This is a genomic window from Bavariicoccus seileri WCC 4188, assembly GCF_000421665.1.
GTDB classification, from domain to species: Bacteria; Bacillota; Bacilli; order Lactobacillales; family Aerococcaceae; genus Bavariicoccus; species Bavariicoccus seileri.
Genome location: NZ_ATXL01000037.1, coordinates 1 through 23,432, shown reverse-complemented (window position 1 = coordinate 23,432; position 23,432 = coordinate 1). Strand labels below are relative to the sequence as shown.

Here is a 23,432-nt window from a genome sequence, read left to right as displayed (position 1 = left end):
TATTAGCAATCGTTTCCGACTGTTATCCCCCTCTGGTGGGCAGGTTACCCACGTGTTACTCACCCGTGCGCCACTCAACGATCCGGTGAGTGCAAGCACTCGGTGGATCAATTGCGTACGACTTGCATGTATTAGGCACGCCGCCAGCGTTCGTCCTGAGCCAGGATCAAACTCTCATGAAAGATTGTTTGATTGCTCATTTCAAACCATTTCTGGCTTGTGTTTGTTATCCTTATTTTTAATTCCGATAACAGAATTGTTAGTTTTCATTAAGACCTAGCCGAGGTTAAATCTTAATGACCCTACACATTTGGTTCGTCTTTTTGTTCAATTTTCAAAGATCAATTCCGCCATCAAAACAGCTTTTCATCTGTCGTGACAACTTCTATATATTAGCATCCGAAGGCTTAAGATGTCAAGCGAAAGGACTAAAAATTTTCAAACTTTTTCGTCCAACATTTTACTCGCCTTAGTCGCTTTAAACCAACCCTTCCAAAAAGCCTCTATTAAGACACCTTTATGATGGGCTAACTCTATATTAAAGGGAAAGATTTTGTTTTGCAAACGTTTTCTGCTGAAGACCGTACACTAGTTTAAAATCCTTTGAAAAATAACTCTTAGACATTAACGATTTTACAGTCTTATTCGCCTTTATCTTTAACAACTACCATTTCTATCTTAAAACCCATCAGCACTAAAAAATGGTTTCGCCAGTTTGTCTCGTCCTTTAATTAGGAGGAGGGTTTTTTTAATGTTTAATTCTTCGTTACTTCTACTATTGCTCTTTAGTATCTTATGCGGTGGTTCTTTAGCAAGCTTCTTAACCGCTATGATTGTCCGTACGCAAAATCACAGACAACTATGTGGTCGCTCTCGGTGTGATCATTGCCATCGTACTATTCATTGGTATGATCTTTTCCCTTTATTCTCTTATCTTTTTTTATTGGGCCGTTGCCGCTCTTGCCACCACACGATCTCTCCAAGCTCTTTTATTTCTGAGGTGTTTCTGTCACTATGGACAGTTCTTTTTCTCTATCGTTACGTCATGGCTAGCATGCCTTTAAACGACTGTTTCTTATGGGGACTGATTGGCATTGTTTTAACATTGGCTATCGGCTACGATTTAGAATCTCAGCTCATACCAGACACAATTTGGTTGCTCCTATTGATTCCTATCTTACTTGCCATAGAGGATCCGAGACTATCGCATCTGATCACCGCTGTTCTTGTCCTTGTTTTTCTCTTTATCTTTTCTTTTTTCCTTGATTGGGGCCTTGGAGGAGCAGACATAAAACTGTTCAGCATCATGAGCCTCGTGTCGTCTTTTGACCACTTGCTCTTATTCTTTTTACTGTCATCAAGTCTTGCCTTACTTTTTCAACTTTTTTATTACGCCAAACATCACACGACAATCTATCAATTGCCTTTCATTCCCTTTATGGCTTATGCCCTGCTACTCATGCAGTGGATCATTTAACAACTCTTCTACTGAATAGTTGTTCTGTTTCCTTGAAAAATTGCTATCCTATTTACAAGACTTGACCCATTGAAAAGGGTAGCTTTATCGAAGCAAAAAGCACCCAGACAAACGTTTAAAACGCTTATCTGGGTGCTCATTTTAGCTTTTCAACATACACTAACTAACTCAACGACATGATGCTATAGCAATGTCATTAGTTTTTTAGTTGTATCTGATTGCTTTATTGTTCTGTAGGTTGTTCTGTCCGTTCTGGTTGGTTGATACTATAGACATTCTCTGTCCCTACTTCTTCTGTACTTGGTTTCATGTTACGGTAACGTGTCATACCAGTACCAGCTGGGATGATTTTACCGATAATAACATTTTCTTTTAGACCAAGTAATTCATCACGTTTCCCACGAATAGCAGCATCTGTTAGGACACGCGTGGTTTCTTGGAATGAAGCTGCAGATAAGAAGCTGTTTGTTTCAAGAGAAGCTTTCGTAATTCCAAGCAATACTGGACGAGAAGTTGCTGGAACTTCACCGTTACGAATCGTTTCTTCATTTTGAGCCATGAAGTCAGAAATATCGATCAATGTCCCTGGTAGGATATCAGTCGAACCTGGATCCATCACACGTACTTTACGTAACATTTGACGAACCATTACTTCGATATGCTTATCACCAATTTCTACCCCTTGCATTCGGTATACTTTTTGTACTTCAGCAAGTAAATAGTTTTCGACGCTAATCACATCACGAACACGCAACAATTCCTTAGGATCGATAGACCCCTGTGTTAGAGGTGCACCACGATGTAACACATCTCCTTCTTCAACTTTTAGACGAGCTGTGTAAGGTACTTCGTAAGTCCGAGTATCCGTTAACCCTTTGATGGTGACTTTCTTCATCCGGCTTCCAGCATCTTCTTCGATCGATACGACTTCACCAGTAACTTCAGTGATAATCGCTTGACCTTTCGGATGGCGCGCTTCAAAAATTTCTTGAATACGTGGTAACCCTTGAGTGATATCATCTCCGGCAACACCACCGGTATGGAAGGTTCTCATGGTCAACTGAGTCCCTGGTTCACCGATAGATTGTGCAGCGATTGTTCCGACTGCTTCACCAACTTCGACTTCTGAACCAGTTGCTAGGTTACGGCCATAGCAATGCTTACATACCCCATGTTTTGTGTTACAAGTAAAGGCTGAGCGAATCTCAACACTCTCGATTCCAGCATCAACAATTCGTTTAGCATCATCTTCAGTAATAACTTCGTTCCGTTTAACGATCACTTCACCTGTTTCAGGATGCTTAACTGATTTGGCTGCATAGCGGCCAATCAAGCGCTCCTCAAGTGTTTCAATCATTTCATTGCCCTCACGGATTGCTTTAACGATCAATCCGCGGTCGGAACCACAGTCCACTTCACGGATGATAACATCTTGAGCCACATCTACTAAACGACGAGTCAAGTAACCTGAATCGGCCGTCTTAAGGGCCGTATCAGTCATTCCTTTACGGGCACCATGCGTCGAGAAGAACATTTCTAGAACTGTCAACCCTTCACGGAAGTTAGAAGTAACTGGTAATTCCATAATTTTACCACTTGGAGATGCCATCAACCCACGCATACCAGCTAACTGAGTAAAGTTAGAGATATTACCACGGGCTCCTGAATCACTCATCATAAAGATAGGGTTACGACTATCCAAACTCCCCATCAATTCTTGTTGTAATTCATCTTTAGCAACGTTCCACGCTGCAATGACACGCTCATACCGTTCATCGTCAGTAATCAACCCACGACGATATAACTTAGTGATTTGATCTACTTTACCATGCGCTTTATCTAAGATATCTTTCTTAGATTTCACAACAGTGATATCGGCGATACCAACTGTGATTCCTGCACGAGTAGAGTAAGAATAACCTAAGTTTTTCATACGGTCTAACATCTTACTCGTTTCAGTAATTTGGAACCGTTTGAAGACTTCCGCAATGATATTCCCGAGATTTTTCTTCTTGAATGGTGCTACTAAATCACGTTTCTTAATCTCCGCGACAACATCTGCTCCCTTTTCGATAAAGTAAGCATCTGGTGTTTTAACTTCAAGATTTTGTTGCGTTGGTTCATTCAGATAAGGGAATTCAATTGGCATGATTTGATTGAAGAACAACTTACCAACAGTCGTTAACATCAACCGTTCTTTTTGCCAATCCGTAAATGGCTTGTCCCCTAATGAATTCGGATGAATCGCAATACGAGTGTGTAGGTGAACTACACCGTTTGTATAAGCAACCATGGCTTCGTCTGGACTAGAGAAGATCATACCTTCACCAACACGTCCTTCTTCTTCCATCGTCAAGTAGTAGTTCCCAAGAACCATATCTTGAGATGGTGTTACCACTGGTTTACCATCTTTTGGATTCAAAATGTTTTGTGCAGCTAACATCAATAGACGAGCTTCCGCTTGTGCTTCTTGACTTAGTGGCACATGGACCGCCATTTGGTCTCCATCAAAGTCGGCGTTATAAGCTTCACACACAAGTGGATGAAGTCTGATTGCACGCCCTTCAACGAGTTTAGGTTCAAAAGCTTGGATCCCTAAACGGTGAAGTGTCGGTGCCCTGTTCAGTAAGACAGGGTGTTCTCTAATGACATCTTCTAAGACGCCCCAAACATCGTCATCCATCCGTTCGATTTTACGTTTTGCATTCTTGATGTTGCTAGCCATTTCGCGTTCGACCAATTCTTTGATGACGAATGGTTTGAATAATTCAATCGCCATTTCTTTTGGAAGTCCACATTGGTACATTTTAAGGCTAGGTCCTACAACGATAACGGAACGACCAGAATAGTCGACACGTTTCCCAAGTAGGTTTTGACGGAAACGACCTTGTTTCCCTTTCAACATATGAGACAAAGATTTCAATGGACGATTACCCGGTCCGGTAACTGGACGTCCACGACGACCATTATCGATCAAAGCGTCAACTGCTTCTTGAAGCATCCGTTTTTCATTTTGAACAATGATGTTCGGAGCACTCAAATCTAGTAGTCGTTTCAACCGGTTATTACGGTTGATGACCCGACGATAGAGATCATTCAAGTCACTTGTCGCAAAACGGCCACCTTCAAGTTGAACCATTGGTCTTAAATCTGGTGGGATGACAGGGATGACATCTAATACCATCCATGTAGGGTCATTACCAGATTCTAAGAAGGCATCGAGAATATCCAAACGACGGATTGCTCTTGTTCTCTTTTGACCAGTAGCCGTTTTCAACTCTTCTTTTAGGGTCAAGACTTCTTTTTGTAAGTCTACTTTAGCCAATAATTCCTTTACAGCTTCAGCACCCATTGCTGCTTTAAAACGGTTACCGTATTCGCGTTTGCGATCACGATATTCCCGTTCAGTCAGCAATTGTTTGACTTCCATATTTGTGTCACCTGGATCGGTCACAACGTAAGAAGCAAAGTAGATAATTTCTTCTAGCGCACGGGGACTCATGTCTAACACAAGACCCATCCGGCTAGGAATTCCTTTAAAGTACCATACGTGAGAAACAGGTGCGGCAAGTTCAATATGTCCCATCCGTTCACGGCGAACTTTTGCACGTGTTACCTCAACGCCACAACGAGGACAAACTTGTCCTTTGTTGCTCATCCGTTTGAGTTTCCCACAGGCACATTCTAAATCTTTTGTTGGTCCAAAAATCCGTTGACAAAATAACCCATCATTTTCAGGTTTCAATGTCCGGTAGTTGATCGTTTCAGGTTTCTTGACTTCCCCGTGAGACCAGCTACGAATTTTTTCTGGTGAGGCCAAACTAATTTTCATACTTTCAAATTTATTAACATCTATCAAAGGGCTAACCTCCCATTCCGATTAGCAATGCCCGCTTTATTCATCGTCATTTACTTGGTTGACTGGTGTACTTTGAGCCGGTGTTTGGGTCTCAGAGTTTGTTTCTTCGATAGGATCGTTTTTACTTTGGTCAACTAGTTGACGGTCTTCTTGCCTTGACCCCCGTTGATCCCGTTGATTATCAATACTATGGAAGGAAACATTATCGTCTTCTTGATCATTCAATTCGATTTCTGCATCTTTTTCGTCTAACACTTGCATATCTAATCCAAGTGCTTGTAATTCTTTCACCAAAACACGGAAAGATTCAGGAACACCTGGTTTTGAGATTGGTTGTCCTTTAACGATTGATTCGTATGTTTTCACACGACCAACTACATCATCCGATTTATATGTCAAGATTTCTTGTAAGGTATATGCAGCTCCGTATGCTTCAAGAGCCCATACTTCCATTTCACCAAACCGTTGTCCACCAAATTGTGCTTTACCACCAAGTGGTTGTTGCGTTACTAATGAGTAAGGTCCAGTTGAACGAGCATGTAATTTATCATCAACCATGTGGGCCAATTTGATCATGTACATAACCCCAACAGAGATACGATTATCAAATGGTTCCCCAGTTCTACCGTCATAAAGAACAGTTTTAGCATCACTTGCTAAACCGGCTTCTTTAACAGTTCCCCAAACATCTTCATCTTGTGCCCCATCAAATACTGGTGTTGCAACGTAGATTCCGAGTTGGCGAGCAGCCATTCCTAAGTGTAGTTCTAATACTTGTCCGATGTTCATCCGAGAAGGGACACCTAATGGGTTCAACATAATGTCAACCGGTGTGCCATCTGGTAAGTAAGGCATATCTTCTTCAGGCATGATGCGTGAAACGACACCCTTGTTACCGTGACGTCCAGCCATCTTATCACCCTCGTTGATCTTACGTTTTTGAACGATATAGACACGAACGAGTTTGTTAACACCTGGAGACAATTCATCACCAGCAGCTCTGGTAAAGATCTTGACGTCGTGAACGATACCACCGCCACCATGAGGAACTCTAAGAGAAGTATCTCTAACTTCACGAGCTTTTTCCCCAAAGATTGCATGTAGTAGTTTTTCTTCAGGTGATAATTCTGTAACACCTTTAGGCGTTACTTTACCAACTAAGATATCACCATCACGAACTTCAGCACCGATACGGATGATTCCCATTTCATCAAGATGTTTTAACGCATCTTCACCAACGTTAGGAATTTCGCGAGTGATTTCTTCAGGTCCTAATTTAGTATCACGAGCTTCTGATTCAAATTCTTCTATATGAATAGAGGTATAAACATCATCTTTTACAAGACGTTCACTCATGATGACCGCATCTTCATAGTTGTACCCTTCCCAAGTCATGAAGGCTACTAATGGGTTTTGTCCTAAAGCAAGTTCCCCATTTTCCATAGAAGGTCCGTTAGCTAATGTATCGCCAACCTCAACTTCTTCTCCAACAGAGACATTAGGACGTTGGTTATAACAAGTACCACTATTAGAACGGTGGTATTTGATAATATCGTATTTATCAAGCGTCCCATCAGCGCGTCTCACGCGGACTTGGTTAGCATCGACAAATTCAACGACACCATCATGTTTACATAACAGGGCAGCCCCTGAGTCATGAGCTGAAACATATTCCATTCCAGTACCAATTAAAGGTGCTTTAGGATTGATCAACGGCACAGCTTGACGTTGCATGTTGGCACCCATCAAAGCACGGTTTGAGTCATCATTTTCTAAGAATGGAATACAAGCTGTCGCAACTGCAACTACTTGTTTTGGAGAAACGTCCATATAGTCGACTTGGTCAACTGGAACTTCGATATTTTCAGAGACACGACGTGCCATAACCATGTTATCTCTAAATGTCCCATCTGGGTTCAATTTAGAGTTTGCTTGGGCCACGACGAATCGGTCCTCTTCATCTGCAGTTAAGCAATCGATCTTATCTGTTACTTTATGTGTTTTCCAATCGACACGACGGTATGGTGTTTCAATAAAACCGTATTGATTGATCTTAGCGTAAGTCGACAGACTGTTGATCAGTCCAATGTTTGGACCTTCAGGTGTTTCAATTGGGCACATCCGACCATAGTGGGAATAATGCACGTCACGTACTTCATATCCGGCACGATCACGTGTCAATCCACCAGGTCCTAGGGCAGATAACCGACGTTTATGTGTCAATTCACCCAACGGGTTGGTTTGATCCATGAATTGAGACAATTGAGATGATCCAAAGAATTCTTTAATAGCAGCAACTACTGGACGGATATTAATCAATTGTTGCGGTGTCACAGTGGAGGCATCTTGGATAGACATCCGTTCACGAACAACACGTTCCATCCGTGACAAGCCAATTCTAAATTGATTTTGTAGTAATTCACCGACCGAACGAATACGTCTGTTTCCTAGATGGTCGATATCATCTGTTTTCCCTAATCCTTCATAAAGATTTAAGAAGTAGTTCAATGAAGCTATGATATCTGCTACTTGTAGACTCTTCTTCTCTTTTGGAGGTTGGTTATTACCAATCAAGTTGATCACTCGGTCAGCATCATTCGGTGAATAAATCTTGAACACTTGAATATCCACAGGTTCTGGCACAACACCATCATCTGAAGGATAAAGCGTAACGACATTCAAGCCGTTATCGATATCATCACTGATTTTTTCTAACACTTCTTTATCAACAACTGTGTCTGCTTCTACTAAAATTTCTCCCGTTTCAGGATCAATTAATGGTTCTGCTAGACGTTGCCCTAGTAAACGTGTTTTGATATTCAATTTTTTGTTAATCTTGTAACGACCAACTGGTGCTAAATCATAGCGCCTTGGGTCAAAGAATCTAGCTGTTAATAAATTACGTGAACTATCTGCCGTCTTTGGTTCACCTGGACGAAGACGTTCATAAATTTCTTTCAACGCTTCTTCAGTACGACTATCAGAGGTGTCTTTATGTGTATCTTTTTCAATCGTCAACCGTAATGTTTCACTATCCCCAAATAATTCTAAAATTTGGTCATCCGACCCAAATCCTAAAGCTCTCACCAATACCGTTAAAGGAATCTTACGCGTCCGGTCGATACGAACATAAGAAATATCTTTAGCATCAGTTTCCATTTCTAACCAAGCGCCGCGGTTAGGAATCACTGTCGACCCAAAACTTTCTTTCCCATTTTTGTCGACTTTATCATGGAAGTAAACACCTGGTGAACGAACTAATTGAGAGACAATAACCCGTTCGGCCCCATTAATAATGAAAGTTCCCATTTCGGTCATCAATGGGAAATCGCCAAAGAATACTTTTTGATCCTTGACTTCGCCTGTTTCCTTATTGATTAAACGTAAATTAACGTAAATGGGCGCTGAGTAATTGGCATCATGACTACGTGCTTCAGCAACTGTATATTTTGGTTCTTGGAATTCATAATCTAAGAATTCTAACGACAAGTTCCCAGCATGATCTTCGATTGGTGAGATATCATGAAACATGTCATGAATCCCTTCATCTAAAAACCATTTGTAAGAATTTGTTTGAATCTCGATCAAGTTTGGTAGCTCCAAGACCTCACCAATTCGTGCATAACTCCGCCTAACGCGGTGCTTTCCATAATTGACATCATGTCCTAGCAAAATTTCCACCCCTATGTCTGAAATACAATGTTACACTACGATTGCAAATGTTAAATTTAGGTTACAAAAATCTTTTTACCCTATTTTCTGGCAAAAAAAAGACAAAAGTGTCATTTCAAACATTGAAATTTCTACTTTTGTGTTCTTTAGTTGAAAATAATGGACAATATTTCACTATTTCCGAATCATTTGCACCTTTTATTGCATCTAATAACTTTACGCTATTATTTTATTTTTGTCAAGAATTATTTCTGTTTACTTTTAACTTTGTAACTTAATTTTTTTTTACGTTTTTTTGTACAATAAATTTGGTGTGAAAATACTATTAAGTATAGTAAACCATTATTAAGTAATGTAACCATTATCAAGCATTTTGTCCGTTACAAAAGAAATCAAAAAAATAAGGGGTTGTAGTAAGATGGATAAAAAATGGATAAAATACACTCAACTTAATCCATATAAAAGTATTCTTATTGCTGTTTTTGTAGGGAGTGCCATTGGCATTTCGATAAAATATTTAATCAATCAAGATATCAGATTCGAAGGTCTATTAGGATTGATTGTAGTGACCGCATTTCAATTATATTTAGTTAGTAAACGAGATAAAAAGAAGTAGAACTCTTCTTACAACATTCAAAATAACATTCAAAAAATTGGTTTGGTTAGAGCAAAATCAGGACTGAGCAATACTAGTCTTGATTTTGTTGTGGTTTGAAGATTATCCTTAAAAGCAACTCATCCTTGCTGGTCAAACAATAATTGACTATACTTCTTCGAGGGTACTCGCTAATATCCAGTAGCCTTTATCACGTGTGAGTTCAGCAACATTTCCAAACTGCTCTGCCATCATTTTCTTGGCACTCGGAGCGCCTTGTTTTTTCTGAATCACACAGACAACATGTCCGCCGGGTTTTAAATGTTCTTTTGCTTCACTAATAATCCGGTGAACAGTTTTCTTACCAGCCCGAATTGGTGGGTTTGTTACGATAAAACTATAATCTCGTGTGGTGATATTAGAATACCCATCTGACAAAAAGGTCTCCCCATTAACCACCCCATTTTCGACGCGGTTCAACTGTGTCAACTCAACTGCTCGTTCATTAACATCTACACTATCGAGATAACAATTTGCTTCTTTTGCTAACGCAATCCCGATTGGCCCATATCCACATCCAACATCCAACAGTTTGGTCTCCTGATTGAGCCATTCACTTGGTATAGCGTCTATTAAAACACGTGACCCATAATCAATGGTATTTTTTGAAAACACACCACTATCTGCCACAAACGATAATTGATGCCCTCTTAAATCAAATGTAATCATATGACGATCGCTCTTGATAGATGGATGAGACGAATAATAATGATCCACTGTTAACACCCCTCACTGTTATTACTTCTATACTACTCTGATATTGATTCATTCTCAATTTCTTCTACTAATCTCATCAAATCCGTTCTAACCAAATCTGTTGTTCCAACACTAAGTTTGAAAATGTTTTGTCAGTATTTTAGTATTTTAGTATTTTAGTATTATTGATATCTGACCAAAACAATAGCAATGGCAATGGGAATAGCAAAACTACAACAAAATAGCACCAAAAAAAGGACTGCGACAAAATTCTTGCCACAGTCCTTCGATTTATAGTCGTTGAAAAACGATTATTTAACTTCTACAGAAGCGCCAACTTCTTCAAGTTTAGCTTTAAGTTCTTCAGCTTCTTCTTTGCTTACGCCTTCTTTGACAGTTTCAGGAGCACCGTCAACTAAGCCTTTAGCTTCTTTAAGACCTAAACCAGTGATTTCACGAACTGCTTTGATGACTTTGATCTTAGAGTCTCCAGCACCCGCTAATACTACAGTGAATTCAGTTTGTTCTTCAGCTGCTTCTCCAGCACCTGCACCAGCAGCTGCTACAGGAGCTGCTGCAGTTACGCCAAATTCTTCTTCGATAGCTTTAACTAATTCGTTTAATTCAGTAACTTTTGCTTCTTTAATATCAGCAATAATTTGTTCGATATTTAATGCCATTTTTGAAATCCTCCATTTTTAATTTAAATTGTATATACTGTTTAATTTCTAGACTTAGCAAGCGATTAAGCTGCTTCTCCAGCTTCGTCTTTTGCTTCTGCAACAGCCTTGACAGCCAATGCAGTGTTGCGAATTGGTGCTTGCAATACAGATAATAGCATTGATAGCAATCCTTCGCGACTTGGCAACTTAGCAATAGCGTCGATTTCTTCAAGTGAGGTTGCGCGTCCTTCAATCACACCAGCTTTGATTTCCAGAGCCTCTGCATTTTTCGCAAAATCAACTAAGATTTTAGCAGGAGCAACAACATCTTCGCCACCGAATACTACGGCACTAGGACCTGCAAATGATTCGTCTAACCCTTCTACCCCGGCTTCTTTAGCAGCACGGCGTAAAATAGTATTTTTGATAACGCTCATTTCAATCCCAGCTTCACGCAATTGTTTCCGTAAATCAGTTACTTCAGCAACAGTAAGTCCTAGGTAGTCTACAACTAAAATGCTACCTGCTTCTTCCATTCTTTTCGCAACTGCTGACGCGATTTCTTGTTTTTTAGCAATATTTGCTTCACTCATCTCGTTCACCTCCACAAAGATAATTGATAGAGTTTCATAAAAAAACTCTATGTCACCCAAGACATAGAGATAGAATTGATCATCTATTACTCTCCCTCGGTAGGTTATTAAGAACTAAGTTCTCCTACTGTCTTCGGTCGGTATTTACCTTTGGTTATTCTACCAACACAAAAGAGAATAATCAAGGACTTTTCCTATTTTAATATGAAATTGTAGTTTAACTTACTTTTTAATGTTGCCTTTTACGCGCTAGCACCTAATGCTAATCAGTACGGCGCTTATTTGATAGAAGTTAAGTCAATTTTAACCCCAGGACCAAATGTCGATGAGATTGTCATGCTCTTGATGTATTGTCCTTTAACAGTTGCTGGTTTTAACCGAACAATCAAGTCATGGAAAGTCTTCAAGTTTTCAGCCAATTTATCAGCTTCAAATGATACTTTACCAACTGGAACTTGAACATTACCAGCTTTATCTGTACGGTAAGTTACTTTACCAGCTTTGATTTCTTCAACTGCTTTAGTAACATCCATCGTTACAGTACCTGTCTTAGGGTTAGGCATCAAACCTTTAGGTCCTAAAACACGACCCAAACGTCCAACTTGACCCATCATATCAGGGGTTGCTACAACGACGTCAAAATCGAACCAGCCACCTTGTATTTTTTCAGCTAAGTCAGCTTCACCAACAAAGTCAGCGCCTGCTTCCGTAGCTTCTTTAGCTTTTTCGCCACGTGCAAATACTAAAACACGTTGAGTCTTACCTGTTCCATTCGGTAACACGATAGCACCACGTAATTGTTGGTCTGCTTTACGTGTATCGAGATTCAAACGGTAAGCAACATCGATACTTGCATCAAATTTTGCAAAATCTAATTCTTTAACGAGTGCTACAGCTTCAGTAAGTGAGTATGTTTTACCAGCTTCAACTTTTTCTGCAGCATTTAAATAATTTTTTCCTTTTTTAGCCAATTTGCACTCCTCCTAAACATGTGGTTTTAACGGTATATCCTCCCACTGAGAACCCCGAGATAATCGCTTATCCTTGGCTTGAGTCCTCACGTGTGTCAACTGCTAATTAGTCTTTGACAACAAAGCCCATAGAACGTGCTGTGCCTTCGACCATACGCATAGCAGCTTCAACATCTGCTGCATTTAAATCTTCGATTTTCGTTTCAGCAATCTCACGTACTTGATCACGTGTCACTGTTGCAACTTTTTTCTTGTTTGGTTCGCCTGAACCTTTGTCGACTTTAGCTGCTTTTTTAAGTAAGACAGCAGCAGGTGGTGTTTTAGTAATGAAGTCGAATGAACGGTCTTCATAAACACTGATAACTACTGGAATAATTAAGCCACCTTGTTCAGCTGTACGAGCATTGAATTCTTTACAGAAACCCATGATGTTTACTTGGGCTTGCCCTAGTGCTGGACCAACTGGTGGTGCAGGACTCGCTTTACCTGCAGGGATTTGCAACTTTACGATTTTCACAACTTTTTTAGCCACGAAACCTACCTCCTTGTTTTTCGTGATGTGGTTAATGGGACTGAATATTTTCCCTCCCACACAAAATACGCCATTCTAAACGTACCATGGTATGATAGCACTTGCCATCATTATTTGCAAGCATTCTTTTGTTTTCAAGGTCCTTGCTTCTTGCTTCTTACATACTATCAAATCATTTCACTTAGTCATCTAACTTCTTGATTTGGTAAAACTCGACTTCGGCTGCTGTTTCACGGCCAAACATTTCAATAGAGACCTTCAAGGTTTGCTTATCATCATTCTTTTCTTCCACACGGCCTGTCATACCAGCGAAGGCTCCTTCAGTGATTGTCACCAAGTCACCAACATTCGCATCGATTTCCACTTTCTTCGTGTCTTTGCCCATGCGGCGTAAGATAACATCAATCTCTTCATCTAATAACGGTGCTGGTTTACTGCCTGCTCCGTGTGAGCCAACAAAACCTGTGACACCTGGTGTATTCCGAACCACATACCACGCTTCATCAGACATGATCATTTGGACCAATACATAACCGGGGAACGTTTTACGAATACTTGTTTTTGCTTTTCCTTCTTTGATCTCAACATCCTCTTCTTCAGGAACGATTACTTCAAAGATGTTATTTTCCATTCCCATGCTCATCTTACGTAATTCTAGATTCTCTTTGACTTTGTTTTCATAACCAGAATAAGTGTGTAAAACATACCATTCTTTACCGCTTTCTACCGTTTCCATTATTGTTGCTTCCCTTCTTCTCTTCTACATTCTTTTCTACGTTCTTTTCTACGTTCTTTATTAAGTTCTTTATCAATGCAAAAATGATTGCAAAAATAACTGCAAAATAAAAAAACCTCTTCGCAAAAAGGTTTTTCCTCGAAAATAGTATAGCACGTTTACTAGATTAGTGCTACATATTATCTGATAAATGCTTTAAAGACTGCATCTAATGCTGTATCAACGATTGCAAAGTAACCTGTCACCAGTAAAACTGCCGTAACAACGGTCAAGGTATACTTGTTGACATTTTTACTTTTCGTCCAAGTGGTTTGTTGCATCTCTTCTTTGACACTTTTCAAGAATTTCATGATAACTATCTCCCTGATTCATTTCTATCTACATCTATCTACTTTTATATTAAACGTTTGTTAAACGACTACCACTGAATACGTCTGTTATTTAGTTTCACGGTGAATTGTGTGACGATTACAATTTTTGCAGAATTTTTTGACTTCTAACCGTTCTGTGCGATGGGGATTCACTGCGATCGTGTAATTTCTTGAACCACATTCCTCGCAAGCAAGTGCTGCTTTCTTTTGAGCCAATGCCATCAACTCCTCTATGACTGATCGCTAGTATCATAAACCAATTAGGTTAGACAAGTCAACCAGTCTCATTAACTAGCCAAGGTGTTTTTCAGTTTCTGTCGGCATCGTCTGAGTGCGTTTGTCGCTTTTTTAGGGGAACTTTTGACACTTTTTGCGATTTCCTCGATCGTTGCACCGTCTAAGTAGGCTTTGAACACAACAGATTCATAGGGCGATAACAGCGTCAAATATTCTTCCATGACTTCATTGATTACTAACTGGTCTTCGGGACTTGGAAATCCAAAATCAAGCCACCGTTCATCTTGGTCCATTTCAGCTCTATAGTAGATGGGTTCCAAGGAAACTGTTTTTCGTCGCCCTGCCCTCTTTTTAGCGAGTGAGTGTCTGATCATGGAAAACACTTCGTTTTTAAGACAGCGTTTGAAATAGGCAGGGAAACTAATCCCATTGGCCACACTAAATCGACTAATAGCCTTAAACAAAACAACTGTTGCTTCTTGAACAAAATCGTCGTGTTCATATTCTGGGATTGGGTAAAGGTGCGCATATTTATGAATCATCAATTCAAAATGCCGATGAATCTCCTCAAAAGCTAATTGGTCTCCCCGTTGCACTTTTTGGATCAGGTGTAAGAGTTCCTTCTCTTCTATCAATTGGCGTTCCCTTCCGAACACCCCATCTATCACTCATGTTGGCTCAAGTCATCCAATAATCGTTTGAGATCTTTTATCTGTTCAGCCTCCCATGGCGTGCGTTTACGCTGCATGAGTTTTTGATATTCTTGGCTAAATTCCAATGACTCAGACTGACTTTTTTGGATTGCACGGTATAAATCTCTGGCCGATTGTCTTAAAGCACCTCGTTGAAAAATGATCCACTGCTCAGCAAGGTCGCTTGTTGCCACTGTTACCTGGGTCAGAGGTGTGGCAAGGTCAGAAACCGTTCGTTCGATATAACTGTCTGCTGTTTCTTTTTCTTTTGTAAAAACAACTTTTAAATTATATTCCTCATAAGTCTGTTGGATACCTGGCACAAACTGAGCATCAAAGATGACCCACACTTCAATTTGGCGAAATGCGGCATAGTCAGACAATAATACTAAAAGAAGATCTCGCGCTGCTTCTATCTTATCATGGCTCTTCAAAGCAACTAAGTCAGGCCAAGCGCCAATCATATTATAGCCATCAACAATCAACAATTCTTTTTTCATCCCTTGACCCTCCTTCTCGCTTCTCTTTTCTATCTTCTTATTAGCATCAGTGCCTTTTCCTTGCCACTTCAAACAGCATAAGCCCAGCGGCTACGGAAGCATTTAGGCTCTGTACATCCCCATACATAGGGATGGTCAGCATCTCATCCACCTGTTTTTTAACCAACGGGCTAATTCCCTTACCTTCGTTACCAATGATTAGGGCAAGTGGTACGTCTGGTTGCCAATTGGTGTAACTGGTCCCTGTCACGTCCGTACCAAAGATCCATACGCCTTTTTCTTTTAGTTCACCGATTTCTCGTGTCAAATTAGTCACTCGTGCGACAGGTACTTTTTCGATCGCGCCAGTCGAGACTTTGGCGACAGTTCCAGTCAAGGTCACACTGCGATGTTTCGGGATAATGATACCATGTGCTCCGGCAGCGTCTGCAGAACGAATGATTGACCCAAAGTTATAAGGATCCTCGATACCGTCTAAAATGATGATAAATGGTTGTTCTTGTTTTTTTTCTGCGTTTGCAAAAATATCAGCCACGCTCGCATAGTCAAAAGCTGCTTGCGTTAGCACAAAGCCTTGGTGGACACCATGGTTGCTCAACTCATTGAGTTTTACCTTAGGTGCTACCTGAACCGGGATATTTCTGCTTTTCGCTAACCTGAGTATATGATGGGTATCACTATTATCCAATCCCGATTGAACATATAATTTATTATAATCTTTATCTTGCCCTAGTGCTGTTTCAACAGCGTGTTTACCAAAGATGAATTGGTCGTCAGCTCCTTCATTTCCCGGTGCATCGTGATCGTCTCGCTGACGGTTTTGTCTATTTGACGTTTTTCGCTCGGTTCTTTGAGCTCTATTCTGCTGATTTGTCGATTTGTTTGATCGTTTCACTATCAATCTGCTCCTTTATTAGCTGAACGGCAGCAGCGACCAACTCATCGAGGCGCTTTTCATCCTTGATAAGGCTTAAATAACCCATTAGCGCTTCAAAGCCTGTCGCTATTCTATATGTTGCAATATCTGCATTTTTTGCAGATGAATGGCTCTTGCTATTACGACCTCGTTTGAAGATTGTCAACTCTTCTTCGGTTAGCTCATCGTTCTCAAGCCATTGTTTGATGATATAAGCTTGCGCTTTGGCTGAGACATATTGGACAGCTGTTTGATGTAACTGATTAGGCTTTGTCAAGCCGTCCTCTACCAGCCTTATTCTGATTGCTTTGTCATAGACTGCATCTCCCACAAAGGCGAGTGTCAGTCCATTCATTAGAGCTGGTTTCATCATGCGTCACTGTCCCTCTTCCAACGTGTTCCTTGTGCTGTATCTTCTAGTATAATCCCTTGCTCTTTCAATTCATCACGAATCGCATCACTCCGTGCAAAGTCTTTTGCTTTCCGTGCTGCTAAACGGTCATCAATCAACTGTTGGATATCTTCATCTAGCAATTGCTTAGGCACGAGATCATGGATCCCCAAAATACCTAAAAAGGTTGTCAATAGGTTTAGTCCAGCTGAAACGATCTCTTCTTGCCCCGTTTCATCATCTAAGTAGTTATTGATTGCTTTTGATAGCTCAATCATCTTAGCAATAGCATTCGGTGTGTTGAAATCATCATCCATAGCTACAATGAAACCTTCTTTATAAGACTTCCAATAGTCAGCTGCTTCCTCAGGCGACACATGACCATGATGTGCCTCGTCTTTTTTCAACTGCTCCACACGATAGTCTCCATTGATCTCGGTATTCTTGAAACGATCCAATACAGCTTTTGCTTCTTTAATGGCCTTGTCATTAAAGACGATAGGGTGACGATATTGTGCACTGACCAAGAAAAAGCGAACCACTTTTGGATCAACATTTTTGATCAAATCGTGAACTAAGGTAAAGTTTCCAAGCGATTTACTCATCTTTTCACCATCATCGGCCGTCACAAATCCATTGTGGAGCCAATAATGTGCAAATGGCTTGCCAGTTTTTGCTTCACTTTGGGCAATTTCATTTTCGTGATGAGGGAATGTCAGGTCATGCCCACCTGCATGGATATCAATCGTATCGCCCAGATATTTGGTGGCCATCACAGAGCATTCAATATGCCAGCCTGGTCGCCCTTTACCCCATGGCGAATACCAACTGATCTCATCAGGCTTGGCTGCCTTCCAAAGGGCGAAGTCAAGAATATTTTCTTTTTTACGATCATCTTCTGTTGCCGTTCGTTCGCTTGCACCAGCCCTCAGATCTTTGATTGATTGGTCACTTAATTTACCATAGTCTTTAAACTTACTCGTGCGAAAATAGACGTCTCCTTTGGCTTCATAAGCATACCCTTTTTCAATCAACGCCTCTATGAACGAAATGATGTCCGGGATGTTATCGATAACCCTTGGATTAGCGGTTGCTTCTTCGATACCTAATTGTGCAACATCTTCTTTAAAAGCAGCGATATATTTATCTGCAACTTCTTTTGGTGTCGTTTGGGTCTCCCTAGCAACACGAATCACCTTATCATCTACATCAGTAAAGTTAGACACATACGCCACGCGATAACCGCGATACTGCAAATAGCGTCTAATCGTATCAAAGGCAACTGCACTACGCGCATTTCCGATATGGATATAGTTGTAAACAGTCGGACCACACACATACATCGTTACTTTATCTGGATTGATGGGTTTAAATACTTCTTTTTTATTGGTCAATGTATTGAATACTTGTATCATTGGTCCTCGTTCCCTCCTATAATTGCCACGTCAGACGTTAATTACGCAGTCTATCCTATTCCTATAAAAGAGAAAAGGGTTGAGACTTTTGTCCCAGCCCCTCTTTTAAAGGTTTATGTTAATCCTAATACTATGATGCTTTAATGGTGCTGAGTGCTGTGTTTAAGTGGTTCAAGACCCGTTCACGGCCCAATAGTTCAATCATTTTGCCAATAGATGGTCCGTGTGATTCCCCACTTGCAGCAACTCTGATTGGCATATACAAGTTTTTCCCTTTAATGCCCGTTTCCTTTTGTACGGCTTTGATGGCAGCCATAATGTTATCTTCATGCCAGTCAGCTTCCGTTGGCAATTTTTCGATAAAGGTTTCCAAAACAGTTGGCACCGTTTCTCCCTTTAAAATATCTAATTCAGGGGCTTTATATTCTAATTTACCGGTGAAGAAGATATGTGTCAACGAAACGATTTGGTAGGTATAACTCATTTGTTCATGGAAGAGATCAATGACTTCTGTCAACCAGTCACTTTTAGCAATAGCTTCTTCCTTAGTCACAACACCAGCTTTGATCAATTGTTCGATTGCTAAAGGTGCTAATTGGGCGATTGGTGTCTTCTTGACATAGGCATTATTAATCCATTCCAATTTTTTACTATCAAAGGCAGCTGGTGATTTCCCTAACCGATGCACGTCAAAAATGGAAACCAATTCTTCACGTGAGAAGATTTCTTCTTCTCCAACTGGTGACCACCCAAGTAAGGTAATAAAGTTAAACATGGCTTCAGGTAAATAGCCAAGATCTTTATATTGTTCGATAAATTGCAAGATTGATTCATCACGTTTTGACAATTTCTTACCGGTCTCACTATTAATGATCAATGTCATATGGCCAAAACGTGGTGGTTCCCAACCTAATGCTTTATAGATCATCAATTGTTTTGGTGTGTTAGCAATATGATCATCCCCACGTAAAACATGGGTCATAGCCATCAAATGGTCATCCACTGTCACCGCAAAGTTATACGTTGGCATACCATCTTTCTTTTGAATGACAAAATCGCCACCGACACTTCTACTTTCGAAACTGATTTCGCCTTTTACCATATCGTCGAAGGTAAATGTTTCTCCTTGAGGAACTCTGAAACGAACGACTGGCACACGTCCTTCAGCCACAAATGCTGCTTCTTGGTCTGGTGTCAAGTGTGCGTGCTTTCCAGCATAATGAGGCATCTCACCACGGCTCTTTTGTTCTTCACGTTCTGCTATAAGCTCTTCTTCTGTCATATAGCATCTATAGGCCTTATTTTCTTTTAACAATTGATCGATATAAGGTTGATAGATTTCTTTACGCTCTGATTGGCGATAAGGGCCATAATTACCAGGCTTATCTGGACCTTCATCCCAATCGATCCCTAGCCATTGTAAATTGGACAACTGACTACTTTCACCATCAGCAACATTACGTTTTGTATCTGTATCCTCGATACGGATGATGAAATCGCCACCGTTATGGCGCGCAAATAAATAGTTGAATAAAGCTGTTCGTGCATTCCCAATATGCAAATGCCCTGTAGGACTTGGCGCATAACGAACACGGACTTTGTCTGACATCTTAATATATCCCCTTTTATACTTTTGATTACTTTTTATTATAACACGACAAATGCGCTAGTGACATCACTAGCGCAAAACTCATCTTCTCTTATTTTCTTTTCGAGATATCAGGTATTTATTCTACCCATTTTTTGACTTTATCTTGGTTGTCATCGACCCATTTCCGTGCTGCATCTGCCGGTTCTGTTCCTTCTGCAATATCGAGCATAACAGCTTCCATATCGTCGACTGTCCAATGGAACTTGTCCATAATTGCATAGGCTTCTGGATCCTCTTGCTCAAAGCCGTCACGAACCATTGTATTAATCGTTTCGCCTTCACCAAAGACACTTTCTGGATCCTCTAGATATTTCAAATCAAAACTGGCGAACATCCAGTGTGGTGACCACCCTGTCACAATAATATCTTCTTCTTTTTGATAGGCTTGTTTCAGAGCCGTTGTCATTGCACCCGTGGACGACGCTTGCAGATTCCAACTAGAAAGGTTGGAGTAAGTTTCTATAGCTGTTTCAGATGAATTCATAATACCTGCACCTGGCTCAATCCCAGTGAGCTGTTGTCCTGCTTGATCAGTTAAGTCAGTGATACTATCGACATCCATATAATCAGGGACGACAAGTCCTGTCTTAGCGCCTTCTAGATTAGGACCTAAATCTTCCATTTGATCGCCATATTCTGCTAGCTGAGCTTCATGCGTGACTGGTAACCAAGCTGCTACCATCGCATCTGATTCCCCTTGAGCAATGGATTGCCACATGACAGCATTATCCAAAGGTACCATCTCAACTGAATATCCTTCATCTTCTAACACTTTCGCAATCACATTGGTCGAGGCGATCTCAGTATCCCAGTTGACATATGCCAACTGGACACTTTTACCAGCCGAACCAAACTGTAAACCCTTTGATTGAAAAGCACCTTCACTTCCGATGGACAACACAAGTCCAACTACCATCAAAGCGACTATTAATCCTTTTTTTAAGTATTTCATATAGTCTCCTTTCCTCTTGGCATAGTCTTATTTACTATCACTATTGACCCATTGCGTCATTCGGTCGATAACAATTGCAAGGACAACAATAGCTAACCCTGCAACAAAACCGGTCCCAACTTCAGCTGATTGGACAGCATAAAGGACTTGACGGCCTAAGCCTGGTGCCCCGATCATCGACCCAATAACAACCATAGACAAGGCTAACATCACTGTTTGATTGATGCCTGCCATGATGGTGTTTTTAGCCAGTGGTAGTTCCACTTTAAACAGTTTTTGAGCACCGGTACTCCCGAATGAATCTGCCGCTTCAACTAATTCTCCCGAAATCTGACGAATGCCAAGATTAGTAAAGCGAACTGTTGGTGGTAGAGCGAAAATTACGGATGCAAACGCGCCTGGTACAACTCCTATCCCAAAGAACGCCACTGCTGGGATTAAATAAACAAAGGCAGGCATTGTCTGCATCAAATCAAGAATAGGTTTGATGATAGCATTCGCGATTTCATTTTTAGCAGCTAGAATGCCTACGGGTACACCAATAACTATCGCAATGATGCTAGAGATAATCACTATGGATACAGTACTCATTAAGCTGTCCCATAACCCTTGGTTCAAAACATAGCCTAGACCGACCAATACAAACGTTGGTAAACCCAGTCTTTTTTTCGAAACAAAATACGCGATTACAGCGATTACCAGGATAAATAATGCTGGTGGAATCACTAAGAGTAAGTTTGAAAAACCGCTGATTACCCAGCTACCTGATGTTTGTAGCGAATCAAACAAACCGCCTAACACATTGGTCAACCAATCTGTTGCAGCTTCGACCCAACGAGCTACAGGTAATACTGGTAGTGGCCATAAATTAGTCATTACTGTCGTCCCCCTCGTCTTGTGCTAACATATCAATAATTTGTTTTCTGATGATTGTCCCTTTTAGATGGTTGTCGTCATCGACCACAGCAACAGGCGTCACTGATTCTTTCATCAATTCAAATATTTCTTGGATTGGTGTTTCCAGTTTGACTTTTGGTACATCCGTCTTCAAGACATCCGTCAATACCAGATTTCCTTGTTTTCCTTTTGACTTGATGTAATCAAGCACATCACTATCGACTAAGTAACCTTGTAACTTACGGTCACCATCAATCACTAATAAGCTAGATAGTGATTCGTCCCTCATCCGTTGTAACGCAACTCTCAATCCACTATGAGCACTGTTCAAGTAGAATTCTGGACGACTCATAATGTGTTCAGCTGTCAGAACTTTCGTCCGATCAACATCTTCTACGAAACGCTCAACGTAGCGGTTAGCCGGATTCGTTAGTATTTCCTCACCCGTGCCAACTTGAACGATCTCGCCATCCTTCATCAGAGCGATTCGGTCCCCAATCCGTAAGGCTTCATTTAGGTCATGCGTGATAAAAACAATCGTTTTATTAACTTTTTCTTGCAATTCAACGAGCTCATCTTGCATGTCTCTTCTAATCAATGGATCTAGTGCCGAGAAGGCTTCATCCATCAATAGTATCTCAGGGTCATTGGCCAGTGCCCGTGCGAGCCCAACCCGTTGTTGCATCCCTCCAGATAGTTGATCTGGATATTGATCCTTATACGTCAATAAGCCTGAATTATCTAATGCTTTCTCTGCTCTCTCTTGACGTTCTTTCTTTGGAACACCTTTAACTTCAAGACCGTATTCTGTGTTTTCTAGAATCGTTTTATGCGGGAATAATCCGAAATTTTGGAACACCATACTGATTTTGTTCCGCCTAAAATCACGTAATTCCTCTTTATTGAATGTCGTGATGTCTTTGCCATCAATATAGACGTGTCCGCTTGTTGGATCGATCAACCGATTCAACATTCTGACAAGTGTCGACTTTCCAGATCCTGATAGACCCATGATGACAAATATCTCGCCTTGTTCAATTTCAAGCGAAGCTTGATTGACCCCAACCGTCGCTCCTGTTTCAGAGACGATATCTTCTTTTGACTTGCCCTCAGCAAGTAACTTTCTTGCACTTTCGGTTCGTTTACCGAAAATTTTTGATAACTTTTCAACTTTGATTGTTACCATACAGAACTCCCTTCGAAAATATATATTATTCAAATTTATATACAGCTATGCTAACGTAACATGAAAACAGATGCCTGTGCAAATCATGTGTTCCGCTATGGTGGACATAAAAGCCTTACCATTATTGTTATATCAGCTTTTGAAATAAATTTGAAAAAGTTTTCCGGGTGCATCCCTCGCGGCTTGCTTATATTTTATATATTATATATATTTATAATTATATCTGTTGCAAGGTTGCAAGCCTTCACTGCCTCTCTCCTTGCAGCAACAAGGCATAAAAAGGTTCTATAATATTTGGTGTTGTTACTCAAAAAGTAGCGACACCAATTTTTGATACAAAAAGACATTTGGTTGTCCTATAATTAAATCGC

General features: G+C 40.6%; 19 protein-coding genes, 1 rRNA gene, 1 pseudogene and 1 other annotated feature. Of the genes and pseudogenes, 2 read left to right on the top strand and 19 right to left on the bottom strand.

Annotation, left to right across the window (positions count from 1 at the left end):
* Window positions 1-182: ribosomal RNA gene (locus tag H541_RS0108175) — 16S ribosomal RNA — on the bottom strand; the annotation flags it as partial.
* Between the two features lie 569 nt (window positions 183-751).
* On the opposite strand from H541_RS0108175, the gene H541_RS0108170 reads away from it, so the two are divergent.
* Window positions 752-1,477, top strand: coding sequence for a prepilin peptidase (locus H541_RS0108170; RefSeq protein ID WP_022796834.1), 726 nt, complete (start codon window positions 752-754; stop codon window positions 1,475-1,477).
* A 223-nt stretch (window positions 1,478-1,700) separates the two neighbouring features.
* On the opposite strand, the gene rpoC is transcribed toward H541_RS0108170, so the two are convergent.
* Entirely contained in the window at window positions 1,701-5,336 is a 3,636-nt protein-coding gene (gene rpoC, locus H541_RS12065; protein ID WP_022796833.1) for a DNA-directed RNA polymerase subunit beta', read from the bottom strand.
* Window positions 5,337-5,372: 36 nt separating this feature from the next.
* The gene (gene rpoB / locus H541_RS12060) at window positions 5,373-9,008 is read right to left on the bottom strand and encodes a DNA-directed RNA polymerase subunit beta (RefSeq protein ID WP_022796832.1); all 3,636 of its coding nucleotides are present in this window, start codon (window positions 9,006-9,008) and stop codon (window positions 5,373-5,375) included.
* Window positions 9,009-9,426: 418 nt separating this feature from the next.
* Between rpoB and H541_RS0108155 the strand changes: the two genes are divergently transcribed.
* Window positions 9,427-9,624, top strand: a complete 198-nt coding sequence (locus H541_RS0108155; RefSeq protein WP_022796831.1) for a hypothetical protein — start codon at window positions 9,427-9,429, stop codon at window positions 9,622-9,624.
* A 147-nt stretch (window positions 9,625-9,771) separates the two neighbouring features.
* On the opposite strand, the gene H541_RS0108150 is transcribed toward H541_RS0108155, so the two are convergent.
* The 16 genes and pseudogenes from H541_RS0108150 to H541_RS0108070 form a co-directional block, all read right to left on the bottom strand.
* The gene (locus tag H541_RS0108150) at window positions 9,772-10,332 is read right to left on the bottom strand and encodes a class I SAM-dependent methyltransferase (RefSeq protein WP_052168283.1); all 561 of its coding nucleotides are present in this window, start codon (window positions 10,330-10,332) and stop codon (window positions 9,772-9,774) included.
* A 338-nt stretch (window positions 10,333-10,670) separates the two neighbouring features.
* Entirely contained in the window at window positions 10,671-11,039 is a 369-nt protein-coding gene (gene rplL / locus H541_RS0108145; RefSeq protein WP_022796829.1) for a 50S ribosomal protein L7/L12, read from the bottom strand.
* A 65-nt stretch (window positions 11,040-11,104) separates the two neighbouring features.
* Window positions 11,105-11,614: a 50S ribosomal protein L10 gene (rplJ, locus tag H541_RS0108140; protein WP_022796828.1), complete on the bottom strand. Its 510-nt coding sequence runs from the start codon at window positions 11,612-11,614 to the stop codon at window positions 11,105-11,107.
* Window positions 11,615-11,643: 29 nt separating this feature from the next.
* Window positions 11,644-11,769 (bottom strand) — a sequence feature (ribosomal protein L10 leader region).
* Between the two features lie 123 nt (window positions 11,770-11,892).
* On the bottom strand, window positions 11,893-12,585 hold the full coding sequence (gene rplA / locus H541_RS0108135; RefSeq protein ID WP_022796827.1) for a 50S ribosomal protein L1: 693 nt from the start codon (window positions 12,583-12,585) through the stop codon (window positions 11,893-11,895).
* Between the two features lie 106 nt (window positions 12,586-12,691).
* The gene (gene rplK / locus H541_RS0108130) at window positions 12,692-13,117 is read right to left on the bottom strand and encodes a 50S ribosomal protein L11 (RefSeq protein ID WP_022796826.1); all 426 of its coding nucleotides are present in this window, start codon (window positions 13,115-13,117) and stop codon (window positions 12,692-12,694) included.
* A gap of 181 nt (window positions 13,118-13,298) precedes the next feature.
* Complete coding sequence (gene nusG / locus H541_RS0108125) at window positions 13,299-13,853, bottom strand: transcription termination/antitermination protein NusG (protein ID WP_022796825.1); 555 nt, start codon at window positions 13,851-13,853, stop codon at window positions 13,299-13,301.
* A gap of 179 nt (window positions 13,854-14,032) precedes the next feature.
* Window positions 14,033-14,203 carry a preprotein translocase subunit SecE gene (gene secE, locus H541_RS0108120; protein ID WP_022796824.1) on the bottom strand — a complete coding sequence of 57 codons (171 nt, stop codon included), beginning with the start codon at window positions 14,201-14,203 and terminating at the stop codon, window positions 14,033-14,035.
* A gap of 87 nt (window positions 14,204-14,290) precedes the next feature.
* Window positions 14,291-14,446 (bottom strand): 50S ribosomal protein L33, encoded by a 156-nt coding sequence (gene rpmG, locus H541_RS13015; protein WP_022796823.1) that lies wholly within the window; start codon window positions 14,444-14,446, stop codon window positions 14,291-14,293.
* Between the two features lie 65 nt (window positions 14,447-14,511).
* On the bottom strand, window positions 14,512-15,096 hold the full coding sequence (locus H541_RS0108110; protein WP_169461100.1) for an RNA polymerase sigma factor: 585 nt from the start codon (window positions 15,094-15,096) through the stop codon (window positions 14,512-14,514).
* Window positions 15,097-15,125: 29 nt separating this feature from the next.
* Window positions 15,126-15,653, bottom strand: a complete 528-nt coding sequence (locus tag H541_RS0108105; RefSeq protein WP_022796821.1) for an NYN domain-containing protein — start codon at window positions 15,651-15,653, stop codon at window positions 15,126-15,128.
* A 46-nt stretch (window positions 15,654-15,699) separates the two neighbouring features.
* A complete protein-coding gene (gene rlmB / locus H541_RS0108100) occupies window positions 15,700-16,551 on the bottom strand; it encodes a 23S rRNA (guanosine(2251)-2'-O)-methyltransferase RlmB (protein ID WP_156831894.1) in 852 nt (283 codons plus the stop codon).
* Window positions 16,511-16,942, bottom strand: coding sequence for a Mini-ribonuclease 3 (locus H541_RS0108095; protein WP_022796819.1), 432 nt, complete (start codon window positions 16,940-16,942; stop codon window positions 16,511-16,513). The genes rlmB and H541_RS0108095 overlap by 41 nt, the downstream gene beginning before the upstream one ends.
* Window positions 16,939-18,375 (bottom strand): cysteine--tRNA ligase, encoded by a 1,437-nt coding sequence (gene cysS, locus H541_RS0108090; protein ID WP_022796818.1) that lies wholly within the window; start codon window positions 18,373-18,375, stop codon window positions 16,939-16,941. The genes H541_RS0108095 and cysS overlap by 4 nt, the downstream gene beginning before the upstream one ends.
* Window positions 18,376-18,505: 130 nt before the next feature.
* A complete protein-coding gene (gene gltX, locus H541_RS0108085; RefSeq protein ID WP_022796817.1) occupies window positions 18,506-19,984 on the bottom strand; it encodes a glutamate--tRNA ligase in 1,479 nt (492 codons plus the stop codon).
* A 118-nt stretch (window positions 19,985-20,102) separates the two neighbouring features.
* Window positions 20,103-21,854, bottom strand: a pseudogene (locus H541_RS13640) (ABC transporter permease/substrate binding protein).
* On the bottom strand, window positions 21,847-23,061 hold the full coding sequence (locus H541_RS0108070; protein ID WP_022796816.1) for a quaternary amine ABC transporter ATP-binding protein: 1,215 nt from the start codon (window positions 23,059-23,061) through the stop codon (window positions 21,847-21,849). The pseudogene H541_RS13640 and the gene H541_RS0108070 overlap by 8 nt, the downstream one beginning before the upstream one ends.
* Window positions 23,062-23,432: the final 371 nt, after the last annotated feature.